18 protein-coding genes, 1 pseudogene and 1 riboswitch are annotated in these 16,233 nt (G+C 42.0%); of the genes and pseudogenes, 6 read left to right on the top strand and 13 right to left on the bottom strand.

What is annotated here, in order from left to right; genetic code table 11:
• Positions 1-109: 109 nt before the first annotated feature.
• From AS888_RS02150 to AS888_RS02115, 8 genes are all read right to left on the bottom strand, one after another.
• Positions 110-301: a hypothetical protein gene (locus tag AS888_RS02150; protein WP_061140569.1), complete on the bottom strand. Its 192-nt coding sequence runs from the start codon at positions 299-301 to the stop codon at positions 110-112.
• 510 nt (positions 302-811) lie between these two features.
• Complete coding sequence (locus AS888_RS02145) at positions 812-1,168, bottom strand: Imm3 family immunity protein (RefSeq protein WP_061140568.1); 357 nt, start codon at positions 1,166-1,168, stop codon at positions 812-814.
• A gap of 28 nt (positions 1,169-1,196) precedes the next feature.
• On the bottom strand, positions 1,197-1,826 hold the full coding sequence (locus AS888_RS02140; protein ID WP_081092272.1) for a deaminase domain-containing protein: 630 nt from the start codon (positions 1,824-1,826) through the stop codon (positions 1,197-1,199).
• Positions 1,827-2,170: 344 nt separating this feature from the next.
• Positions 2,171-2,638 carry an immunity protein YezG family protein gene (locus AS888_RS02135; protein WP_061140567.1) on the bottom strand — a complete coding sequence of 156 codons (468 nt, stop codon included), beginning with the start codon at positions 2,636-2,638 and terminating at the stop codon, positions 2,171-2,173.
• Positions 2,639-2,641: 3 nt separating this feature from the next.
• Complete coding sequence (locus AS888_RS02130; RefSeq protein WP_061140566.1) at positions 2,642-4,612, bottom strand: T7SS effector LXG polymorphic toxin; 1,971 nt, start codon at positions 4,610-4,612, stop codon at positions 2,642-2,644.
• A complete protein-coding gene (locus tag AS888_RS02125) occupies positions 4,609-4,896 on the bottom strand; it encodes a YwqI/YxiC family protein (RefSeq protein ID WP_061140565.1) in 288 nt (95 codons plus the stop codon). The genes AS888_RS02130 and AS888_RS02125 overlap by 4 nt, the downstream gene beginning before the upstream one ends.
• Positions 4,896-5,321, bottom strand: a complete 426-nt coding sequence (locus tag AS888_RS02120) for a YwqH-like family protein (RefSeq protein WP_061140564.1) — start codon at positions 5,319-5,321, stop codon at positions 4,896-4,898. The genes AS888_RS02125 and AS888_RS02120 overlap by 1 nt, the downstream gene beginning before the upstream one ends.
• Before the next feature lie 241 nt (positions 5,322-5,562).
• Entirely contained in the window at positions 5,563-6,960 is a 1,398-nt protein-coding gene (locus AS888_RS02115) for a M28 family peptidase (RefSeq protein WP_061140563.1), read from the bottom strand.
• A gap of 248 nt (positions 6,961-7,208) precedes the next feature.
• Between AS888_RS02115 and AS888_RS02110 the strand changes: the two genes are divergently transcribed.
• Entirely contained in the window at positions 7,209-7,505 is a 297-nt protein-coding gene (locus AS888_RS02110) for a DUF3892 domain-containing protein (protein WP_061140562.1), read from the top strand.
• Between the two features lie 90 nt (positions 7,506-7,595).
• On the opposite strand, the gene AS888_RS02105 is transcribed toward AS888_RS02110, so the two are convergent.
• Together AS888_RS02105 and AS888_RS02100 are read right to left on the bottom strand one after the other, a co-directional pair.
• A complete protein-coding gene (locus tag AS888_RS02105; RefSeq protein ID WP_061140561.1) occupies positions 7,596-8,408 on the bottom strand; it encodes a hypothetical protein in 813 nt (270 codons plus the stop codon).
• A 142-nt stretch (positions 8,409-8,550) separates the two neighbouring features.
• The gene (locus AS888_RS02100) at positions 8,551-9,036 is read right to left on the bottom strand and encodes a YbaK/EbsC family protein (protein ID WP_061140560.1); all 486 of its coding nucleotides are present in this window, start codon (positions 9,034-9,036) and stop codon (positions 8,551-8,553) included.
• 163 nt (positions 9,037-9,199) lie between these two features.
• A riboswitch (PreQ1 riboswitch) is annotated at positions 9,200-9,244 on the top strand.
• A 5-nt stretch (positions 9,245-9,249) separates the two neighbouring features.
• Here AS888_RS02100 and AS888_RS02095 point away from each other — a divergent pair.
• The 3 genes from AS888_RS02095 to AS888_RS02085 all read left to right on the top strand — a co-directional run bounded on the left by AS888_RS02095 (position 9,250) and on the right by AS888_RS02085 (position 12,259).
• Positions 9,250-9,735 (top strand): QueT transporter family protein, encoded by a 486-nt coding sequence (locus AS888_RS02095; protein ID WP_061140559.1) that lies wholly within the window; start codon positions 9,250-9,252, stop codon positions 9,733-9,735.
• A gap of 120 nt (positions 9,736-9,855) precedes the next feature.
• Positions 9,856-10,512, top strand: a complete 657-nt coding sequence (locus AS888_RS02090; RefSeq protein WP_061140558.1) for a TVP38/TMEM64 family protein — start codon at positions 9,856-9,858, stop codon at positions 10,510-10,512.
• A gap of 115 nt (positions 10,513-10,627) precedes the next feature.
• Positions 10,628-12,259, top strand: coding sequence for a PAS domain-containing sensor histidine kinase (locus AS888_RS02085; protein WP_061140557.1), 1,632 nt, complete (start codon positions 10,628-10,630; stop codon positions 12,257-12,259).
• A 78-nt stretch (positions 12,260-12,337) separates the two neighbouring features.
• Here the strand turns inward: AS888_RS02085 and AS888_RS02080 are convergent, their stop codons facing one another.
• The 3 genes and pseudogenes from AS888_RS02080 to AS888_RS02070 form a co-directional block, all read right to left on the bottom strand.
• Positions 12,338-13,123, bottom strand: coding sequence for a cadherin-like beta sandwich domain-containing protein (locus AS888_RS02080; RefSeq protein ID WP_081092271.1), 786 nt, complete (start codon positions 13,121-13,123; stop codon positions 12,338-12,340).
• A 28-nt stretch (positions 13,124-13,151) separates the two neighbouring features.
• A pseudogene (locus AS888_RS02075) lies at positions 13,152-13,430 on the bottom strand (cadherin-like beta sandwich domain-containing protein); the annotation flags it as partial.
• 15 nt (positions 13,431-13,445) lie between these two features.
• Complete coding sequence (locus AS888_RS02070) at positions 13,446-13,625, bottom strand: hypothetical protein (protein WP_061140554.1); 180 nt, start codon at positions 13,623-13,625, stop codon at positions 13,446-13,448.
• Between the two features lie 279 nt (positions 13,626-13,904).
• Between AS888_RS02070 and AS888_RS02065 the strand changes: the two genes are divergently transcribed.
• Together AS888_RS02065 and AS888_RS02060 are read left to right on the top strand one after the other, a co-directional pair.
• Positions 13,905-15,539: a copper resistance CopC/CopD family protein gene (locus AS888_RS02065; RefSeq protein ID WP_061140553.1), complete on the top strand. Its 1,635-nt coding sequence runs from the start codon at positions 13,905-13,907 to the stop codon at positions 15,537-15,539.
• An 18-nt stretch (positions 15,540-15,557) separates the two neighbouring features.
• Entirely contained in the window at positions 15,558-16,226 is a 669-nt protein-coding gene (locus AS888_RS02060) for a YcnI family copper-binding membrane protein (RefSeq protein WP_061140552.1), read from the top strand.
• The last annotated feature ends 7 nt before the right edge of the window (positions 16,227-16,233 follow it).

Genomic DNA, 16,233 nt, shown 5'->3' with positions numbered 1-16,233 from the left:
GTGATCCCTTTCCACTAATAAAAAAGAAAAGGAGCCGGCCAAGGTTTTCATGAAACACCTTGGCCGGCTTTTCCCTTTTAAATTCACTTGTAAGCAGGGCTTCCATTAGTTAAGGTTTGGATGGCTGGTCATGAAGCCAGCCATCAATATGATCTAAATTAAAAACCAGTAAATTATTGATGGGTCTGAGATGGGGTATCTTTTTATTTAATATCAGATCATTGATCTCCTCTTCGGTAATTGGCTGATTTACCGACTCAAGGTACTTTATTAAACTTTTAATACCATAGACTTTCCTCATTTAATCACCTCCCACCAAATTCTCCTTATTCAACATAAAGAAAACTTAGTGTTAGCTATTAAATGAAAGGTCGCTCCATACTTTATACCCACTTTTTGTAAAACTAATCGCTTGCTTGCTTAATTAAAGAATTGGGTGGATATTCAAACCTTTTTCCAGTACATGAGGTACAAACCGTCGCGGTTCCTGTTTAACATAGGATAAACTGGGATCTGGACATAAAAGCCCCTATAATGCTTTTTTATATTTATATCGGTGATTGATATCAATCCCCATTCTCTTCATTGATTGCTTTATCTGCGCAAAAACTATGAAATTGCTCGATTATTTCTTTTGCTTCTAGTTGGTTCATTTGTTTAGTTTCCTGTAATTTCAAAAATTATAAAAATAACACTTAGCCATCATAGATAACATACTAAGATTTAAAACTGTCTAATTCATTAAAAAACCTCGAATGGCTTTGTCCACTCAAGGTTAACACTTCATGATTAAATATTTTTCTTTCACCTGCTATTCTGCTGATGAATTATAATCAACCTCTGCATTTCTTAGTCCTTGTATTACTTTTTTTATTCGTTTCGATAAGTCTTGTATTTCTTCTAATGTTAAGTCAGATTCTGCTTCTTGTGGGATAAACATGCTTAACCTTTTTGTTATACCTTCAATGCGCCCAACATATACTTTTTCATGGCCGATTGCTATCTCTCCAATAGCAGTATCAACAATAAAATCTTCTATCTTGCCTAATCTATCAAATTCATCAGCTAGTTTTGCTATAGCATACCTATATCCCCTATCTTCTTCTAACAACTCTTCATATGTCTCCTGAATCGCATCAAATAATTCATTATATCCCCAATCTTTCATTAATTTTCTCCTCCATTCAAAATTAAGTTTAAGGAATAATTCTATTACCATTGTTGTGTATGACTTCTAATTCGATATTTTTATATTTAGCAGCAAACTCTGCTATGACTTTACTACAACTGTAACAAGTATCCAATTCTGTAAAAAACTTAATTTTCCCATTAGCTTGTGTATTCTCCCCAAGCCCAGAAGCAATGTCATTTAGTATTTTATACTCCGTATCTGTATTCCTTAAGTAACTCTCTCCCTCTTTACCAATAGCTTCTGTAGCTTTAAACATTGGATTTTCAGGTTGTAAAGAAATATCAGGCACCATATCCTCAAGACTTCCTTTGAGTTCATTTATGCTACTTTGAGCATAAAATTCAGATTTACTTATCCCACTGACATCCACTTCTGCAACAGCAAAATTACCAGATTTCTTATACCTACTTGTTAAATTTCCTCTTAGCTCTTTTACTCTATCAATTATATGTGTTTCTGCTACTGAATCTATTTGTCTAGTTGGATACACTTTACCTTTAGTAATACTCTCCCCAGAAACACCCTCTACTTTGCTATCCTTAACCGTGAATTTCTGATAGGCTTCCTTAATTGTCTGCTTTTCCATCATAACTTGGCGAAGGGTTGGTCCTCCTGCGAGGGATACTTGTTCCATACTTATCCGTTTAGGGATTTCTTTTTTACCTAGTTCTTCACCTATATTTTTTAACGTGGCTTTTCCAGATCTCGCAATGTCTGTTATTGTAGTTTGAACCTTCTGAACCTGCTTTTGCGCAATTTCCTTGCTGTAAGGGATGAACTTTGTACCACTTGTATTTAATCACGATGTCTGAGGTCAGTAAATCCATATTCTTATCTATATATCTTTTTTAGAACTAACGGCCTTTTATATGAGAAGCCCGATATAACTTAAAACAATACATATGCTATTTCTACAATGAAAAGACCTTAACTTTACCGTTAAGGTCATACAAAAAAACAAGCTTTTTTTATCCTCCATTATTCTTTCTTGAGGTATTCTTCTAAAATACTCTTATCATATTCAGTTTCAGGTAAAAGACCCAAACGAGTATATTCCCAAATAACCCTTCTTTCGTGATCATCTGCATTTGATAAATCTTCATAATCATAGTCAACTTTAAATTCCCCTGTACTTTCTAAAGTAAAAGTTAAATTGGTCCATTGTTCTTGATTATTATCTTTAAATTCATCTGATAATTCTTTTAAAACCTTTATTAACCTCCGCCAAGTATCTCTATACTCTATTCTACTAATACTATGTAATTCAGGGATATCGTGACTATATATGAGTTTATCATTAATATTAGACTGATAGAAAAAGAACGCAGTCCCTGTCCCCTCATTAACTTCTCCATACAAAATAACTTTACTCCATTCTTCTGGAATCATCTCATTTACTGTTTGAGCTATTTTCTGATAATATTCATTTAGTTTTGATTCATTCATTTTTTATCCCCCTGCTCTATTTTCAAATGTTCTTAAATCCCAACGGCCATCGTCAATTTTATACTCTATGTCGAAACTTGTAGGTCGAGTTGAATTTCCCTCATACACAGGATAAATTTTCACTTCTACTGTTTTAGGAGGATTACTGTCTAAAGCTTTTGCCCAAGATATTTCGAGTTTTTTCCATTCTCCCATATTCAGGTTTGCATTCATAGGAACAAGGTTGTCTAGATGACCAGACCCTTTAAATATGCTGGCGATTAAGTGGCCCCCTTGATCATCCGGCAAGCGGTCTTCCCTTCCAGCAATTCGCTGAGCATAATTGTTTCGTTTACCACTACCTAAGTCGAGAGAACCTTCTACACTTGTTATACGACCCTTTTCGTCTGTTTTATATACGTGACCACCAGGGGATGTATATTCAATATTCGGTTTTAAAACTTTCTTCATCCGCTCTCTTGTATAATGCTTTCCATACTCCACTTTTGTAATTTCAATGGATTCCTTTGCAAGCACTACTTTGCCTGTACCCTTACCACCATCACTCTTAACCGTAAACTTCTGCACGATATCCTTAACCGTAGTATTATCAAAAGTGACATATTTATAGTTGTATCCATACGCCGTCGCTAATTCTTCGACCCTAATCCGGAGAGGAACTTCCACCTTGCCGATTTCCCTGCCGAAAGCTTGAACCTTCTGAACCTGCTTCTGCGCAAATTCCTTGCTGTAAGGGATGAACTTTGTACCACTTGCTACTTTATCGGCGACTTTGGCCGCACCAGCCACACTGCCGATTCCCAGTGCCACCAAGAGGCCGTTCTGGCGCTGTTCCTCGGTTAGCTGGTTGCCGAACATGTCTTTGCCTGTGGCGGCTTCGCCAAGGCCGTTGGCGGCGAGGAGTCCGTATATCCCGTATTCGGATTTCTGGAGAAGGCTAAAGCCCTTTGTCGATTTGTAAGCGTCGAGTGCGTGATTCGCGGCGTTCAGTCCTTTGGCCGTTTTGTAGATGGCACTGCCGCCCTTGATGGCCCGTCCGGCCCAGCCGACGACGGGGATGAACCCAGCGGCCGCCATGGCGCCTGCGGCGATTCGTTCGGCATCGGACAGCTTGCGGCCCGTGACTGGATCGACCCCGGTCGTTGCCCTGATTGAATCATAATATCCCGTAAATTCCCCTGTAAAGGTTTTTGTCGTATCCCAGGCTTTTTCGTACCATGGGCGGTTTTCGAGTTCTTCCATTTCTTGTTCGATTTCCTTGGCTTCGGCTTGTTCCTTTTTGAAGGTCTGGTACTCCTTCATCTGACCGGCGACTTCATCCTTCACTTGATAGACTTCACTATTCTTGAAGGCTGTTTGGTTGAACGTCATCGGCGAAATGGTGCCGTCCTGTTTGGTCGCATCAAGCAAGGCACGAAAAAGGCCAACCGCCACGTTTTCCTGCCCGACAGACACTTCATACTCCTCGACCAATTGCCGGTCGACATTCTCTACCTTTGTCACGGTGTCATCCAGTCTATGCCCGGCCAGCGTGATTTTTTCATTAAAATCCTTTTGGTCGAACATATCCAGAGGTAGGATATCATCAATACTGTTCAGGATTCTGTTAAGATCGCTTGCTTGTTCATCGACAAGCGACTTCGCTTGCTTAATGCCATTCGAAACTTCCCCATCTAAAAATGGAACCTCCACCACCGTATTACCGGAGAGGTCCGCATCTTCGAGAGTGGCAGGAATGCCCTCCAAAAAACTGATTTGAGTCGTGAATAGCTCAATCCAGGCGTCAGCTACGTCGCTCTGCGCTTCATAGAAGCTTTTGATGGCGGCAGCACCGGCTCCCTGAAACTCGTGATCAAGGCCGACGATCCCCTGAAATTCCTTTTTAAGGGCAATGATTTGCTTCTTTAACTCTTCATATTGCTTGGCGCGTGACTTGGTTGCGTCCTGCAAGCTCTCGGCTTCGTAGATTTTCATCTCGCAGGATACCCATGTGAAGTATGGGAGATGGCCTCATCCTGCTCTTTTAATAAATCGATATTGGCCCGGGTATCTTCGACATTTTTTTGGACGATTTTAATATATTGTTCGAAAACCTTCTCAAGGTTCGTTTCCCGATCCATCCACTTCGAGGTAAATTCCAATTTATTGCTGCCAAGCTCTCCTGCTGGTACATGTCCAAGACTGACGCCACCAAGGGCCGTCTTTACCTGATCGACCTGCTTCGTTACGGCAGGATGATTCAGCTTGATTGTCGTCATTAAAACAACCACCCTTTTAAATATGATAGTTTACTTTCCAATTGATCAATGACGGCTTCTCCTTTTTCCAAAAGGGCATCCGCTTCATGGGCTATGGTGCCTGCTGCACTCAAAGCTGTTTTCTCTATATTCAGCATTGTGATTTTTCCTTCGATTTTCTCTTGATAGTCGTCATAATCAGCATGAATGATCGCAGACATGGCCTTGTACGCATCGCTGCGGGCATCTTGGAAGTCATCGGCTCGATTTCCCGTCCAGCTTCCTGCCAATTCCGGATGTATTATTTTCCTGATTTCTCCTAAGCATATATTTTGTTCTTCATTGATTTGTCGTTTAGCCTGCTCCAAGCGATTGATTTTTTCACTCACGTCCGACATTCTGCCCGAGATGGCCGAGTGAATCTCCCTTAAAGAATTTGCATGCAATTCGTAATCACCTCAAAAAATCATTCTTCATCACTGTCATATTTTTCATATTTTTTATTATAAGGATTATAGTCTTACAGTTAAATAGGGATAAATAAGCTATTTAAGCTCGAACATTAGGAAATTACACCCATATAAAAGCAGTTCCAACCTAGGCTTATTACCCCTGATTTTCCATTTTTAAACATAAAAAAAGGGGTGCAGGATGCACCCTAAAAAACTTACCCTTCGTACATCTTCCTTACTTGAATTCTTTCTCTTCAGCTAAATGCGGTGCTTTCACCTTTTTCCCTTGAGGTGGAAATGGTTTTTTCTTTTCAATTTTTGCTTGGTCATAGACAGCGGTGCCGACGATTTCAGCAACATCTTGAAGCTTTTCCTTAGATATCTTATCAATGGTATCATCAGGAGTATGATACCAAGGTTCTGAAGGACTGTGGATGAATAAGGCCGCGGGAATCCCAGCCTCGGCGAAGGATACATGGTCACTTCGGCCGCCTTGTCCATATGGAGTAGGCGTCCCATTCAGCCTGGCACTTGATGCCTGAGCCAGATTGGTCACAAGATTCATTTCGCCATCATTACTTAAAATCACCAAATCTCCAGCGTCCCTGCTTCCAACCATATCGAGGTTGAAGTTGGCGATCGTCCGCTTGATCTCCTCCTCAGGGAGGTTCCCGACATAATGCTGCGAACCTAGCAGACCATTCTCCTCGGCGCCGAAGGTAACGAAGCGGATTTCCGTATCAGTGGGAAGATTCTTCAATACCCGGGCAAGTTCAAGTGTGACCGACGTTCCCGATGCGTCATCATTCGCTCCCGGTGCTCCAGCGACGGAATCATGATGACCTGTGATATAAATGATATCGCTTTTTTTAGCTTTCATGTTCTTGGTAGCCTTTTTCATGGCCACCACGTTATAAGAGGTTTTTTCTCCAGTATGAGCCCCTTCGATTTTTAATGAAGCGGTCAAATTGCCTCCTGCCTTCATTTTTTCCAGAAGGTCCTCTCCATCTTTTTTCGTGATCGTGACAGAAGGAATATACTGATCATTGTCCCCTCCGAGGGTTCCATTCAATTCGCCATCTGCATTATTGTACAGGATGACACCCGCCGCGCCTTTTTCTGCCGCGTTCAGTACCTTCTCTGCAAAAGTGAGACTGCCTCTTTGGATAAGGGCAATTTTCCCTGTGACACTTGCTTTTTCAAGCTCTTCCTTCGTTCCTAGGCCGGCATATACCAGTTCACCGGATGGATTTCCATTCACTGAATAAGTTAAATGGTTTGGCTTGATTTCCCCATCAAAGCCTCCAATCGATAGCTCAACCCGATTTGGATCCGTATAGGATAAAAAATTGAACTTTTCGATATTGGCTTTATAGCCGTATGATTTGAATTGCTTTTTGATGAACTGGACGGCCTTGTACTCTGATTCAGTACCGGCCACTCGAGGTGTTTTGGAGAGGTAATCAATATTTCTGTAGATTTTTTCGACATCGATCCTTTTAACGACCTGCTTATCTGCGGATGCAGCATGATGCGCCGGAGCAGGATATGTTGCTGCCAACGCAGTGACTGTCCCTGATGAATGAAGGACCATTCCAGCGATTAGTGTAAATGATAGAAATTGTTTTTTCATAGATTGCCTCCCAGTTTCATAGTTTCACTCCATAATTTTACAATAGCAAAGGATATCTAAATAGGTAGGTTCATCCCTATTCAGCCATGACGAAAGTAGCTTTTTACCATAATAATGAAATTTACAGGATTATCGAATCATGCAAAAAGTACCGTATTCAGTATTTACATACGTCGACAGCGTAGCTGGATGAGGTTTGTATATTGCAGAACAATTAGTTCACCCTATACATAGGAGGTGTCAAAAACATGGACCAATTTGAAAAAGCCTATGAATCCTATAAACAGCAGGGTACACCGCAAGCAAATCAGCCTGATTCAACTGGAAAGGAAGAAATCATTGCTGTCAGGAAAAATGAAGATGACAATATCATTGCCATCAAGACGAATTCCGGCCGCGAACTTGACTACCCTACTGCCCTTTCCGAGGCGAAGGCAGGTCAGCTTGCCAATGTTGATGTCTTTCATAAATATGGACGTGACATATTGCGGAGTGAGCCTGATGGCATCAAGGAAAATAATCTCGACCAACTGCCAGAGTTTTAATACCTTGGGGAAGCTGCCTAAATATAGGCAGCTTTCTCTCTTGATTGAAGTACCAAAAACAAAAAAAGAACCAGTATGGATGCCTGGTTCTTACTTCTCGTACTGATAGGATTCGGATATTTCGAGCAGCTGACCGCAGCATTCGACCACTTCAATGATTTCCATCCAGGACATGTCCAGCCCCAATTCATTGGCATGCGAAATCTTATCCCGCAATTTCCGGATCGCATTCGCATCCTTCCTCCCCTTACTTTTTGAAGGGATTTGAAAAAAACGCCTCATTTCCTGATCTTTATGGATAATATCGAACTTATCACTGATTTGCAGACACTCTATTATATTGATATCTTCATTTTTATCGATTCGGCGCCGATATAATTCGATTGCCTTTTCCAGACGGTCCTCGCTTATCATGGAGTGCCAGCCGCCATCGCCGAATCGATGCAGAATGATATCGCTCAGCCTCATTTCCAATAGGGTGATATAGCCGAATATCAGCATCCTGATAGGCGGCTTTTGAAGGTCAGCATGGGTAATCAACTTTTTGATTGAGTTGTTCTCCAGCACGAACACCCTTGTTTTTTTCTTGAAAATATGAAGAAGCTGAATCAAGGGGGTTGAGTCCGAAACAAGCTCCCTTGGTGAAAAGTGTCTCAAATACCTCGAAATCCTTCCTTCACCAAGCTCGTGCCTTTCGATATATCCGATGATGTCCCCTTGATCTTGCACAGCCATGATATCGAAATTCTTTTTTTCCAGCGCATTACGTATATCCAGCGCTTCATCATTTTTGTGACAGGCTTCAAGCTCTTGGGCTATACTCTTGACCGTGATGTTTTCTTCATAAAGAGTTTTTAGACTAAGGTAGCTGCTATTGTTTTTTCGATGGCTTCCGGTTAACATCCTTCACGCTCCATTTAGGGGATTTCTTCACGAGCATCTTCAGCTGGGGCGATTTCACAGGTTATTTTTCTGTAATCGAGCGCATTCCAACTGATGCGAATCTGTCCGTTTCATAAAATAACAGCCGTTCCTAACCTTTTTCCTATATTACCACTTCTTCCCAACCCTTACACACATCAACCCACCCCTTAGCGCCTGAATATTCCAATAATTCAGCGAGTGTAAGCTTTATGGCAGAATTCGTACTGCCGCAAGCGGGAAATACCGACTCAAACCGCTTCATTGATACATCGAGAAAAACGTCCAGCTCGTTGGCCAATCCAAATGGGCAAACGCCGCCGATAGCATGCCCAGTCTGTTGGAGCACTTCATCAGGAGCCAGCATCCTTGCCTTGAAACCGAATGACTGGCGAAATCTTTTATTATCGACTTTTGCATCCCCGGCCGCTACAACCAAAATCGCCTTGTCACCTTCCCCCCTGAAGGATAGGGTCTTAGCGATCCGCGCAGGAATCACACCGATGGTATCCGCTGCCTCATAAACCGTAGCGCTTGATGTTTCGAATTCCATCACTTCGCCTTCACGATTCCATTTTTTAAAATGATGTTTGACACTTTCGATTGACACGTCACTCTCACTCCTTCTACTTCTCTATAAAAATAATATCATCCTTCCATGCAAGAAATCAAAATTCCGTTTGGCCTACATGGAGCTAGGTCGAGCAATAACCATTCTTTACAAATTGACGAAAGGGGCATATTTAGACTACTATTAAGCTTCAGGAAAAAACCTATACGTGGTTCGTAACCATCCCACGATAAAAAACTAGGAGAGAATAAAATGAATAATCGTACCCTCGTGATAAGCGGGATCTTGGCTGCCTTATATGTGGCGGTCTCATTCGTGTTTCAACCCATATCTTTTGGCGCATACCAATTCCGGGTTCCGGAAATGCTGAACCATCTGATAGTATTCAATAAAAAATACATCTATGGCATCGTAGGCGGTGTATTCATTTCGAATCTGCTATTTTCACCCATGGTTCCGTTTGACTTGATTTTCGGGGTCGGGCAATCCATACTCGCCCTGCTGCTGGTCATTTTTGTTTCGCGTTTCATTAAAAGTATCCAAGGACGGATGATCGCGACGATTATCTTTTTCACGTTCACAATGTTCTTGATTGCAATAGAACTGAACCTTGCCTTGGACTTACCGCTTTGGTTAAGCTGGGGCACCACAGCAGTTGGTGAATTCGTTGTCCTTTTGGTTGGTGCGCCAATCATTTATGCAATGAACAAAAGAATTCAGTTTGAAAAGTGGCTTTAAAGGAATCATCGCTTCCTGAACCTACTATACTGTAAAAGAGCTGTCTGCATTTTGCGACAGCTCTTTTTTCACCAATGAACCTGAAGCTGGTAAACTATAAGTAAGAATGGTGGTGACCCTTTGAAAAAATTACTGACTTTGATTGTTCTGTTGGGTATTGCAATATTCATTTACACAAATGCAGAATTATTCACTTTAGTATGGAAAAGTGACCTGGAGTCAGTTATTGGCATCTTGAAGGAAAACCTCACGCTCACCTTTTTGGTCACATTCGTATTAATGTTTGTCCAAAATTCATTTACGATCATCCCATTAATTTTGCTCCTGACGATCAATGTCACGATATTTGGCTTCTTATATGGTTACCTTTGGAGTTGGTTGACGAGTGTAGTAGCATCAGGATTGATCTTCTATGCTGCAAGAAACTGGTTTCAAGACCTTCTTTTGAAGAAGCTGGATAAAAAATGGCAAGAAAGTGTTGTGGAGCACGGTTTTATGTATGTCTTTACCGGAAGGGTTTTCCCGCTTATCCCTACAAGCCTGATCAACCTGGCAGCAGGAGTCAGTTCGGTTACATTCAAGGATTTTTTATTGGCAACGACACTGGGAAACCTGATTTACTTTTTCTTTCTATCGCTGATTCCATATGGCCTGCTAACTATGGAGATGAACCAATATACGTTAGCTGCACTCGCACTGCTCTTTTTATCATTTTTCATGATCTACAAACGGATGAAAAAGAAAAAGAGCCAACGCATCTTCCGAAAAAACAGGTAACCGCCTAGGTTCCTGTTTTTTTATTTATGATTGTGCATATATTTTTCTTCGATAGTTTGTTAAAATGTGTATGTAATTTTACCATTGCAATGTCTTAAAATCAGGGAGAATCTCCATGTCCAAGCGTTCCATTTTAAGTATATATATCCTTTCCGGGATTCTTACACTAGTCGTGTTCGACTATTTCTTAACGACAAATATTCAAAACAAAGAGGTCTTCATTCAACTACAGAGAGTGGAAGGCATTTTCTTTCTTTTATCGATAGGCATGGTCTTATACCTTTACTTGGCTAAAAGGGAAGAATTCAAGCAATTAAAGGAAGCGGAGCAACGCCGGCGTACACTTATTAATTCGATGGTCGATTTCGTTAACTTCAAGGATGGCGATGGGCGATGGCTGGAATCGAATACCTTTGGACTTCAATTATTTCAATTGGAGCATGTGGATTATAAGGGCAAAAAAGACAGCGAGCTGGCGGAATACACTGAATTTTACAAAGAGTCGTTGATCTACTGTGAAGTTTCCGATGAGGAAACGTGGATGAAAGGGGTAATTACAAGATGCGAGGAAATCATTCCGCTTCCAGATGGCAATCACAAAACCTTTGATACGATCAAGGTTCCCTTGTTCTTTGAAGATGGTTCCCGAAAAGGGCTAGTCGTCATCGGCAGGGATATATCTGAAAGAGTTGTTGCGGAGAAGCAATTATTCGATAGTGAACAACGTTATAAATCATTGTTCGAACACAATCCATACCCGATGCTCATGCTTGATTTAAACGGGTTGATCACCACCGTGAATCCGAGGTTTGAAACGGTTACCGGCTTTCATCAAGAAGAAGTCCATGGCTCCTCCTTCGTTAACCTGGATTTTTCACCGGAAGATGCAGAACTGATTCATACATCCTGCGACTATGTCGTGGAAAATCGTAAAGGAATCAAAAAAGGGAAAGATATACAATTTATAACGAAATACGGGAAGTCCATCCTGCTTTCTTGTACGTTCGTCCCCATGATGATTGGTGACGACTTGGTCGGGATCATTACTTATGCCAAAGAAGTCACGCAGATCCGGGAAACCGAAGCACGGTTAAGGAGAAGCGAGAAACTGTCGATAGTCGGCGAGCTGGCTGCAAGCGTTGCCCATGAAGTACGGAACCCGCTGACTTCATTAAAAGGTTTCGTACAATTACTTAAAAAGAATGACCATCCCCATGAACAATACTACTCAATTATGCTAAGTGAACTGGACCGGATCAATCTGATCGTAAGCGAGTTACTCGTTCTGGCAAAACCACAGGAGCTTCCTTTCAGCAAGCAGCAAATCGTGGAACTGATCAATGAAGTCAAGACCTTGTTGAAGCCAGAAGCGGACTCCTTCTCCGCCCAAATATCAATATCAGTTAAAAATGACATACCGCTGCTTTCATGTGAGGGAAATCAACTAAAGCAAGTATTCATAAACATGCTCAAGAATTCCATGGAGGCTGCCGCCGACCAGATATGGATCGACTTCGAGCATACAGACAAAAACCTTTCGATCATCATTAAAGATAATGGAAGTGGAATAGAAAAAAATCGCTTGAAGCATCTTGGAGAGCCTTTCTATTCTTCTAAGGAAAGAGGCACCGGCCTAGGCTTGACGGTCAGCTGCAGGATCATTGAAGCACACGGGGGGAAGGTCCGGTTTTACAGCGAGCTAAATCGCGGAACCGAAGTCGAAATCATTTTACCTTACAAAGCGTAGGACAAGTATTGGAACTTGTCCTTTTTTTTAGGAAAAATCGCCTAAAGCCCGTGTTGAACTTTATCTCCCACCCCCCAATTAATCCCCTTTTTCCTCTTGTTTGGCATCATCCACAGTTTCTTCCTCATCCAATTCCACTTTCATATCCTTTTCGAAAACAAGCACGTAAGTACGTCGCTTCGCATCTTTTGAAACGGTAACGGAAATGGCTGTTTTCGCTTTATTCTTTACCTTCACCTTTTTTTTATTTCCGCCGTCATATTCGATGGCTGTCACATCTGCTCCTGTTGCAGCGTCCAATTCCACAGAGTTCACATCATTATCCACTTCAATATGGTATGTATACTCATTCGAAAGAAAGGGTTTATTCCATTCTCCTGTTGATGCTGTCAAATGGTTCAATGCAGGAGCTTCATCCTCTTTTTCTACACGCTCTGCTGCCGATCCCTTATCTATACCGGCATTCATTTTTTGGATTGAAACATTTTCAGGCTGTGCTGCCTTTCCTGTGTGACTGACATTTGTCGCTTTTTGATCATTAAATGTACGAGCAGAAAGAGTATCTGCTTTAACCGCTCCAGTCGAAGGGGGCGTTTCGATTGCTGGTTGCTTTTGCCCCTTATCCTCTTGAGAGGTATCCTTCTCCTCCTTTTCCGTTTTCTTGCCGTCAGCCCTCGTAATCGTAAGCAAGTAGGTTCTTTCGTCCCCATTTTCTGCAGTCACGATAATCTTCACTGCTGTGTCACCAATCGGAAGCGGAACCTCCACACCACTTTTCGTTACATCTTTTCCATTAACCACTACATGAGCCGCACGGTCACTCAAGGATGGAGATATCGTAACGCTCTTGACTTTATTCTCCACCGAAGCATGATACGATGATACATTGGGATTAAAAGCCAGCGAGCCCTGAGATAACCCCGATTGAAGTTAAGCGATTATCGCCACTTTCAAGCTTTTCGATTACGACGGTATAGGTAACCGCCTCACTAATTCCATCGCTGACGGTAATTTCAAACCTATTCATGCCTGTTTGAAGAGGCAGGTTCCTGGCCACACCATTTATCAGCTTCGTACCGTTCACGAAAATGGCGGCATTCTCACTTTGACTTTCGGCATGCAAGTCGAACTTTTCAATATCATTCTCGACTGTTGCTCGATAGTCATGTACACTTTCTGAAAAATCTTAATTGAGAGAAGCCCCTTCCATCTCTAACTTTGACAGAACATTTATCGTATTAACCTCTTGTGCGATGCCGGCTTTTGCAGCGTTAGCATCAGGCAAGTACGTGAATGTCCCCATGCCAATGAGAGAACCAGCCAAAAGCACCTTCATGCTTTTTTCCTTTACTCCTTGGTTAAGCATTGTATCCCCCTATGATTCCAGCAAGCATAATAAGGTTATAATACTAAAGAAACCTTAATTATTTCTAAAGCTGGGTGAATGAGGTGCACCATTTCCATTGTCAACTTATCATTTACATGTCTATAATGACTGGAGCCAGGCCACTTTGACATTATCGTTAGCTAAATCCATCGAGCCTTGAAACTGCCTTTGGATGCTTCATTTATTTTCACTGTTTTTTCACATTTTCCTTTTATAATAAGCTTACATAACCTAATGAAAGGGTGATGGCATACCAAGATGAAGAATTACTTATGGCTGGTAATCAGCCTATTTACCTTATTTCTATACCCGGCAATGGCTTTTGGGCATGCTACAATAATTAGCTCCAATCCTAGCCCGAATGAAGCCATGGATACTCTTCCTGAAAAGATCAGCATTCAATTCAGCGAGAATATACAGCCGGCTTTCCATTCGCTTGAAGTCTTCAGTCAAGATGGACAGAAGGTTCCCGTTCAAAAAAGCGCCATATCGGAACAAAGCGAGAAGATATTGGAAGCTAAGTGGAAAGGCACTGTCGATGAAGGCGTTTATTATATTAAATGGAGAGTGGTCTCGAGTGACGGCCATCCGATCGAAGGGACAATCCCCTTTCAATTCGGCGACTCAGCCTCCTTATCAGACCAAGATCATTCAAAAATGAACGCAGGTTTTCCGACTTCCATAAATGTGTTCTTGCAAGGCCTTCAATACATAAGCTTCGCGGCCGTTGCTGGTATTCTATTTTTCCGCCTATCTTTAACGAAGGACTCCCGCCTTTTTCAAGCTAGCGGAAGAGCACGTCTATATCTATGGATTTCCTACATTGGTTTAGCTCTTGCCACCTTCTGCAGTTTGCCTTTAAAGGTGACGATTGACGCTGGCGTGGGCTGGACGGATGCTTTTAATGGGACATATATCAAGGAAGTACTGAATGGCACAAGCTTCGGTACCATCTGGATCATTCAAATACTCATGTTGATCCTTCTATTTTTAGCTCTTTATTTCATGCTTGAGAATCCCTTGAATAAAGCTCTGCCCTTCCTTTCTTTTATCCTGACGGCCTTCTTAATGCTTGGTAAGGCTTTAACTGGACATACGGCAGCCGTTCCTAATCACGTTCTCGCCGTCTTGATGGATTTCCTCCACATATTGTCGATGGCATTATGGATGGGCGGACTTATGGCCTTATTGGTGATATTGCCTGGGCTAGCCGACCGGCAGGCAGTCCAGGAGGATAAAAAAATCTTTTACTGGACGATCATTCAAAAGTTTTCCAGATGGGCTTTCGCATGTGTAATCATCCTGGTCATTAGCGGCATATATAGCAGCCTGCAGCATGTACCGACCATCCATTCCTTGTTCAACACAACCTATGGTCAATTATTGCTTGCGAAAATCGTTCTCATGACAATCATGATCGTTTTAGGTGCCTGGCATTTCCTCAAGGGGAAAAAGCAAACGAAAAAACTGGGCTATAGCGCAGGAATCGAGCTTGGAATTGGTGTGGCAGTACTCCTTGTTGCAGCTCTATTGACTAATGTCCAAACTGCGATGTCTTCTCCCGGACCATTTGAAAAAACGATAAAGACAGAAGAAAACAATGAGGTTACATTAATGGTCACCCCGAATGAAGTCGGGGATAACCGGATTCAAGTTGAACTGGCAAATGGCGGTGAGCCAATTGCTGATATCGAGCAGCTAACCCTCACGATGCAGCCTGCAGATGGGCAGGGCGGTGAAATAAAGCTGCAATTGCAGGGGAAAACCAAAGGTAAGTTCACCTCAAAGTCTATACTAACCTTGCCAGGAAAGTGGAATATTCATGTTCACGGTTTAACGGAAAATCTCGATTCGATCAATGCTGATTTTACAATTTTTATAGGGAATTCATAACTGGAGGGAATTATACTGATGAAAAACATTACAAAACTACTCATCTCTACATTTGCAGCATTACTCATATTCGCTGGTTCGGCGAATGCACACGTTACTGTCAAACCTAGTTCATCTGCCCCTGAGGCATGGGAAACCTACTCGATAAAAGTTCCAGTCGAAAAAGAAACGCCGACAACGAAAGTGACTTTAAAGGTTCCTGAAGGGGTTACCTTTGAAAGCTATGAGCCTGTACCAGGATGGAAAGTGACAACTGAAGGAGATAAGGATGGGCGTGTTAAAACGGTAACTTGGGAAGCAACCGGTGAAGGCATATCCGCTGGACAATTCCAGCAATTCTCATTCATTGCCCAAAACCCTAAAGAAGAAACGAAGGTCGCTTGGGACGCCTTTCAATATTATAAAGATGGTGAAATCGTCGAATGGAGCGGTGATGAAGGTTCCGCCCTACCGCATTCAGTAACGCAAATTTCGGTAGCCCCAAAGGCTGATGCAGAGTCCCCTGATCACGGGCACGAAGATGAAGCTGCAACCGATGATTCCAAAGCAACCGACAATTCAAAGGACACGGCAACAGCAGATGATAAAAGTAATGGTAATGAAACACTGATCATCACCCTATCTGTCATAGCACTGATCTTGTCCCTTGTAGCACTTATTGCAGCGCTAAGAAAAAATAAACGATAAAATTATT

This window comes from Peribacillus simplex (assembly GCF_001542915.1).
Classification (GTDB): Bacteria; Bacillota; Bacilli; order Bacillales; family DSM-1321; genus Peribacillus; species Peribacillus simplex_B.
Note: the sequence above shows the minus strand (reverse complement) of the source record. Positions and strands in the feature narration are given on the sequence as shown.

What these genes read in the sequence shown, in the direction of transcription:
- AS888_RS02150 (WP_061140569.1), bottom strand. Translation starts at nt 301, where the DNA reads ATGAGGAAAGTCTATGGTATTAAAAGTTTAATAAAGTACCTTGAGTCG.
- AS888_RS02145 (WP_061140568.1), bottom strand. Translation starts at nt 1,168, where the DNA reads ATGAAAGATTGGGGATATAATGAATTATTTGATGCGATTCAGGAGACA.
- AS888_RS02140 (WP_081092272.1), bottom strand. Translation starts at nt 1,826, where the DNA reads ATGGAACAAGTATCCCTCGCAGGAGGACCAACCCTTCGCCAAGTTATG.
- AS888_RS02135 (WP_061140567.1), bottom strand. Translation starts at nt 2,638, where the DNA reads ATGAATGAATCAAAACTAAATGAATATTATCAGAAAATAGCTCAAACA.
- AS888_RS02130 (WP_061140566.1), bottom strand. Translation starts at nt 4,612, where the DNA reads ATGAAAATCTACGAAGCCGAGAGCTTGCAGGACGCAACCAAGTCACGC.
- AS888_RS02125 (WP_061140565.1), bottom strand. Translation starts at nt 4,896, where the DNA reads ATGACGACAATCAAGCTGAATCATCCTGCCGTAACGAAGCAGGTCGAT.
- AS888_RS02115 (WP_061140563.1), bottom strand. Translation starts at nt 6,960, where the DNA reads ATGAAAAAACAATTTCTATCATTTACACTAATCGCTGGAATGGTCCTT.
- AS888_RS02110 (WP_061140562.1), top strand. Translation starts at nt 7,209, where the DNA reads ATGGACCAATTTGAAAAAGCCTATGAATCCTATAAACAGCAGGGTACA.
- AS888_RS02105 (WP_061140561.1), bottom strand. Translation starts at nt 8,408, where the DNA reads ATGTTAACCGGAAGCCATCGAAAAAACAATAGCAGCTACCTTAGTCTA.
- AS888_RS02095 (WP_061140559.1), top strand. Translation starts at nt 9,250, where the DNA reads ATGAATAATCGTACCCTCGTGATAAGCGGGATCTTGGCTGCCTTATAT.
- AS888_RS02085 (WP_061140557.1), top strand. Translation starts at nt 10,628, where the DNA reads ATGTCCAAGCGTTCCATTTTAAGTATATATATCCTTTCCGGGATTCTT.
- AS888_RS02070 (WP_061140554.1), bottom strand. Translation starts at nt 13,625, where the DNA reads ATGCTTAACCAAGGAGTAAAGGAAAAAAGCATGAAGGTGCTTTTGGCT.
- AS888_RS02065 (WP_061140553.1), top strand. Translation starts at nt 13,905, where the DNA reads ATGAAGAATTACTTATGGCTGGTAATCAGCCTATTTACCTTATTTCTA.
- AS888_RS02060 (WP_061140552.1), top strand. Translation starts at nt 15,558, where the DNA reads ATGAAAAACATTACAAAACTACTCATCTCTACATTTGCAGCATTACTC.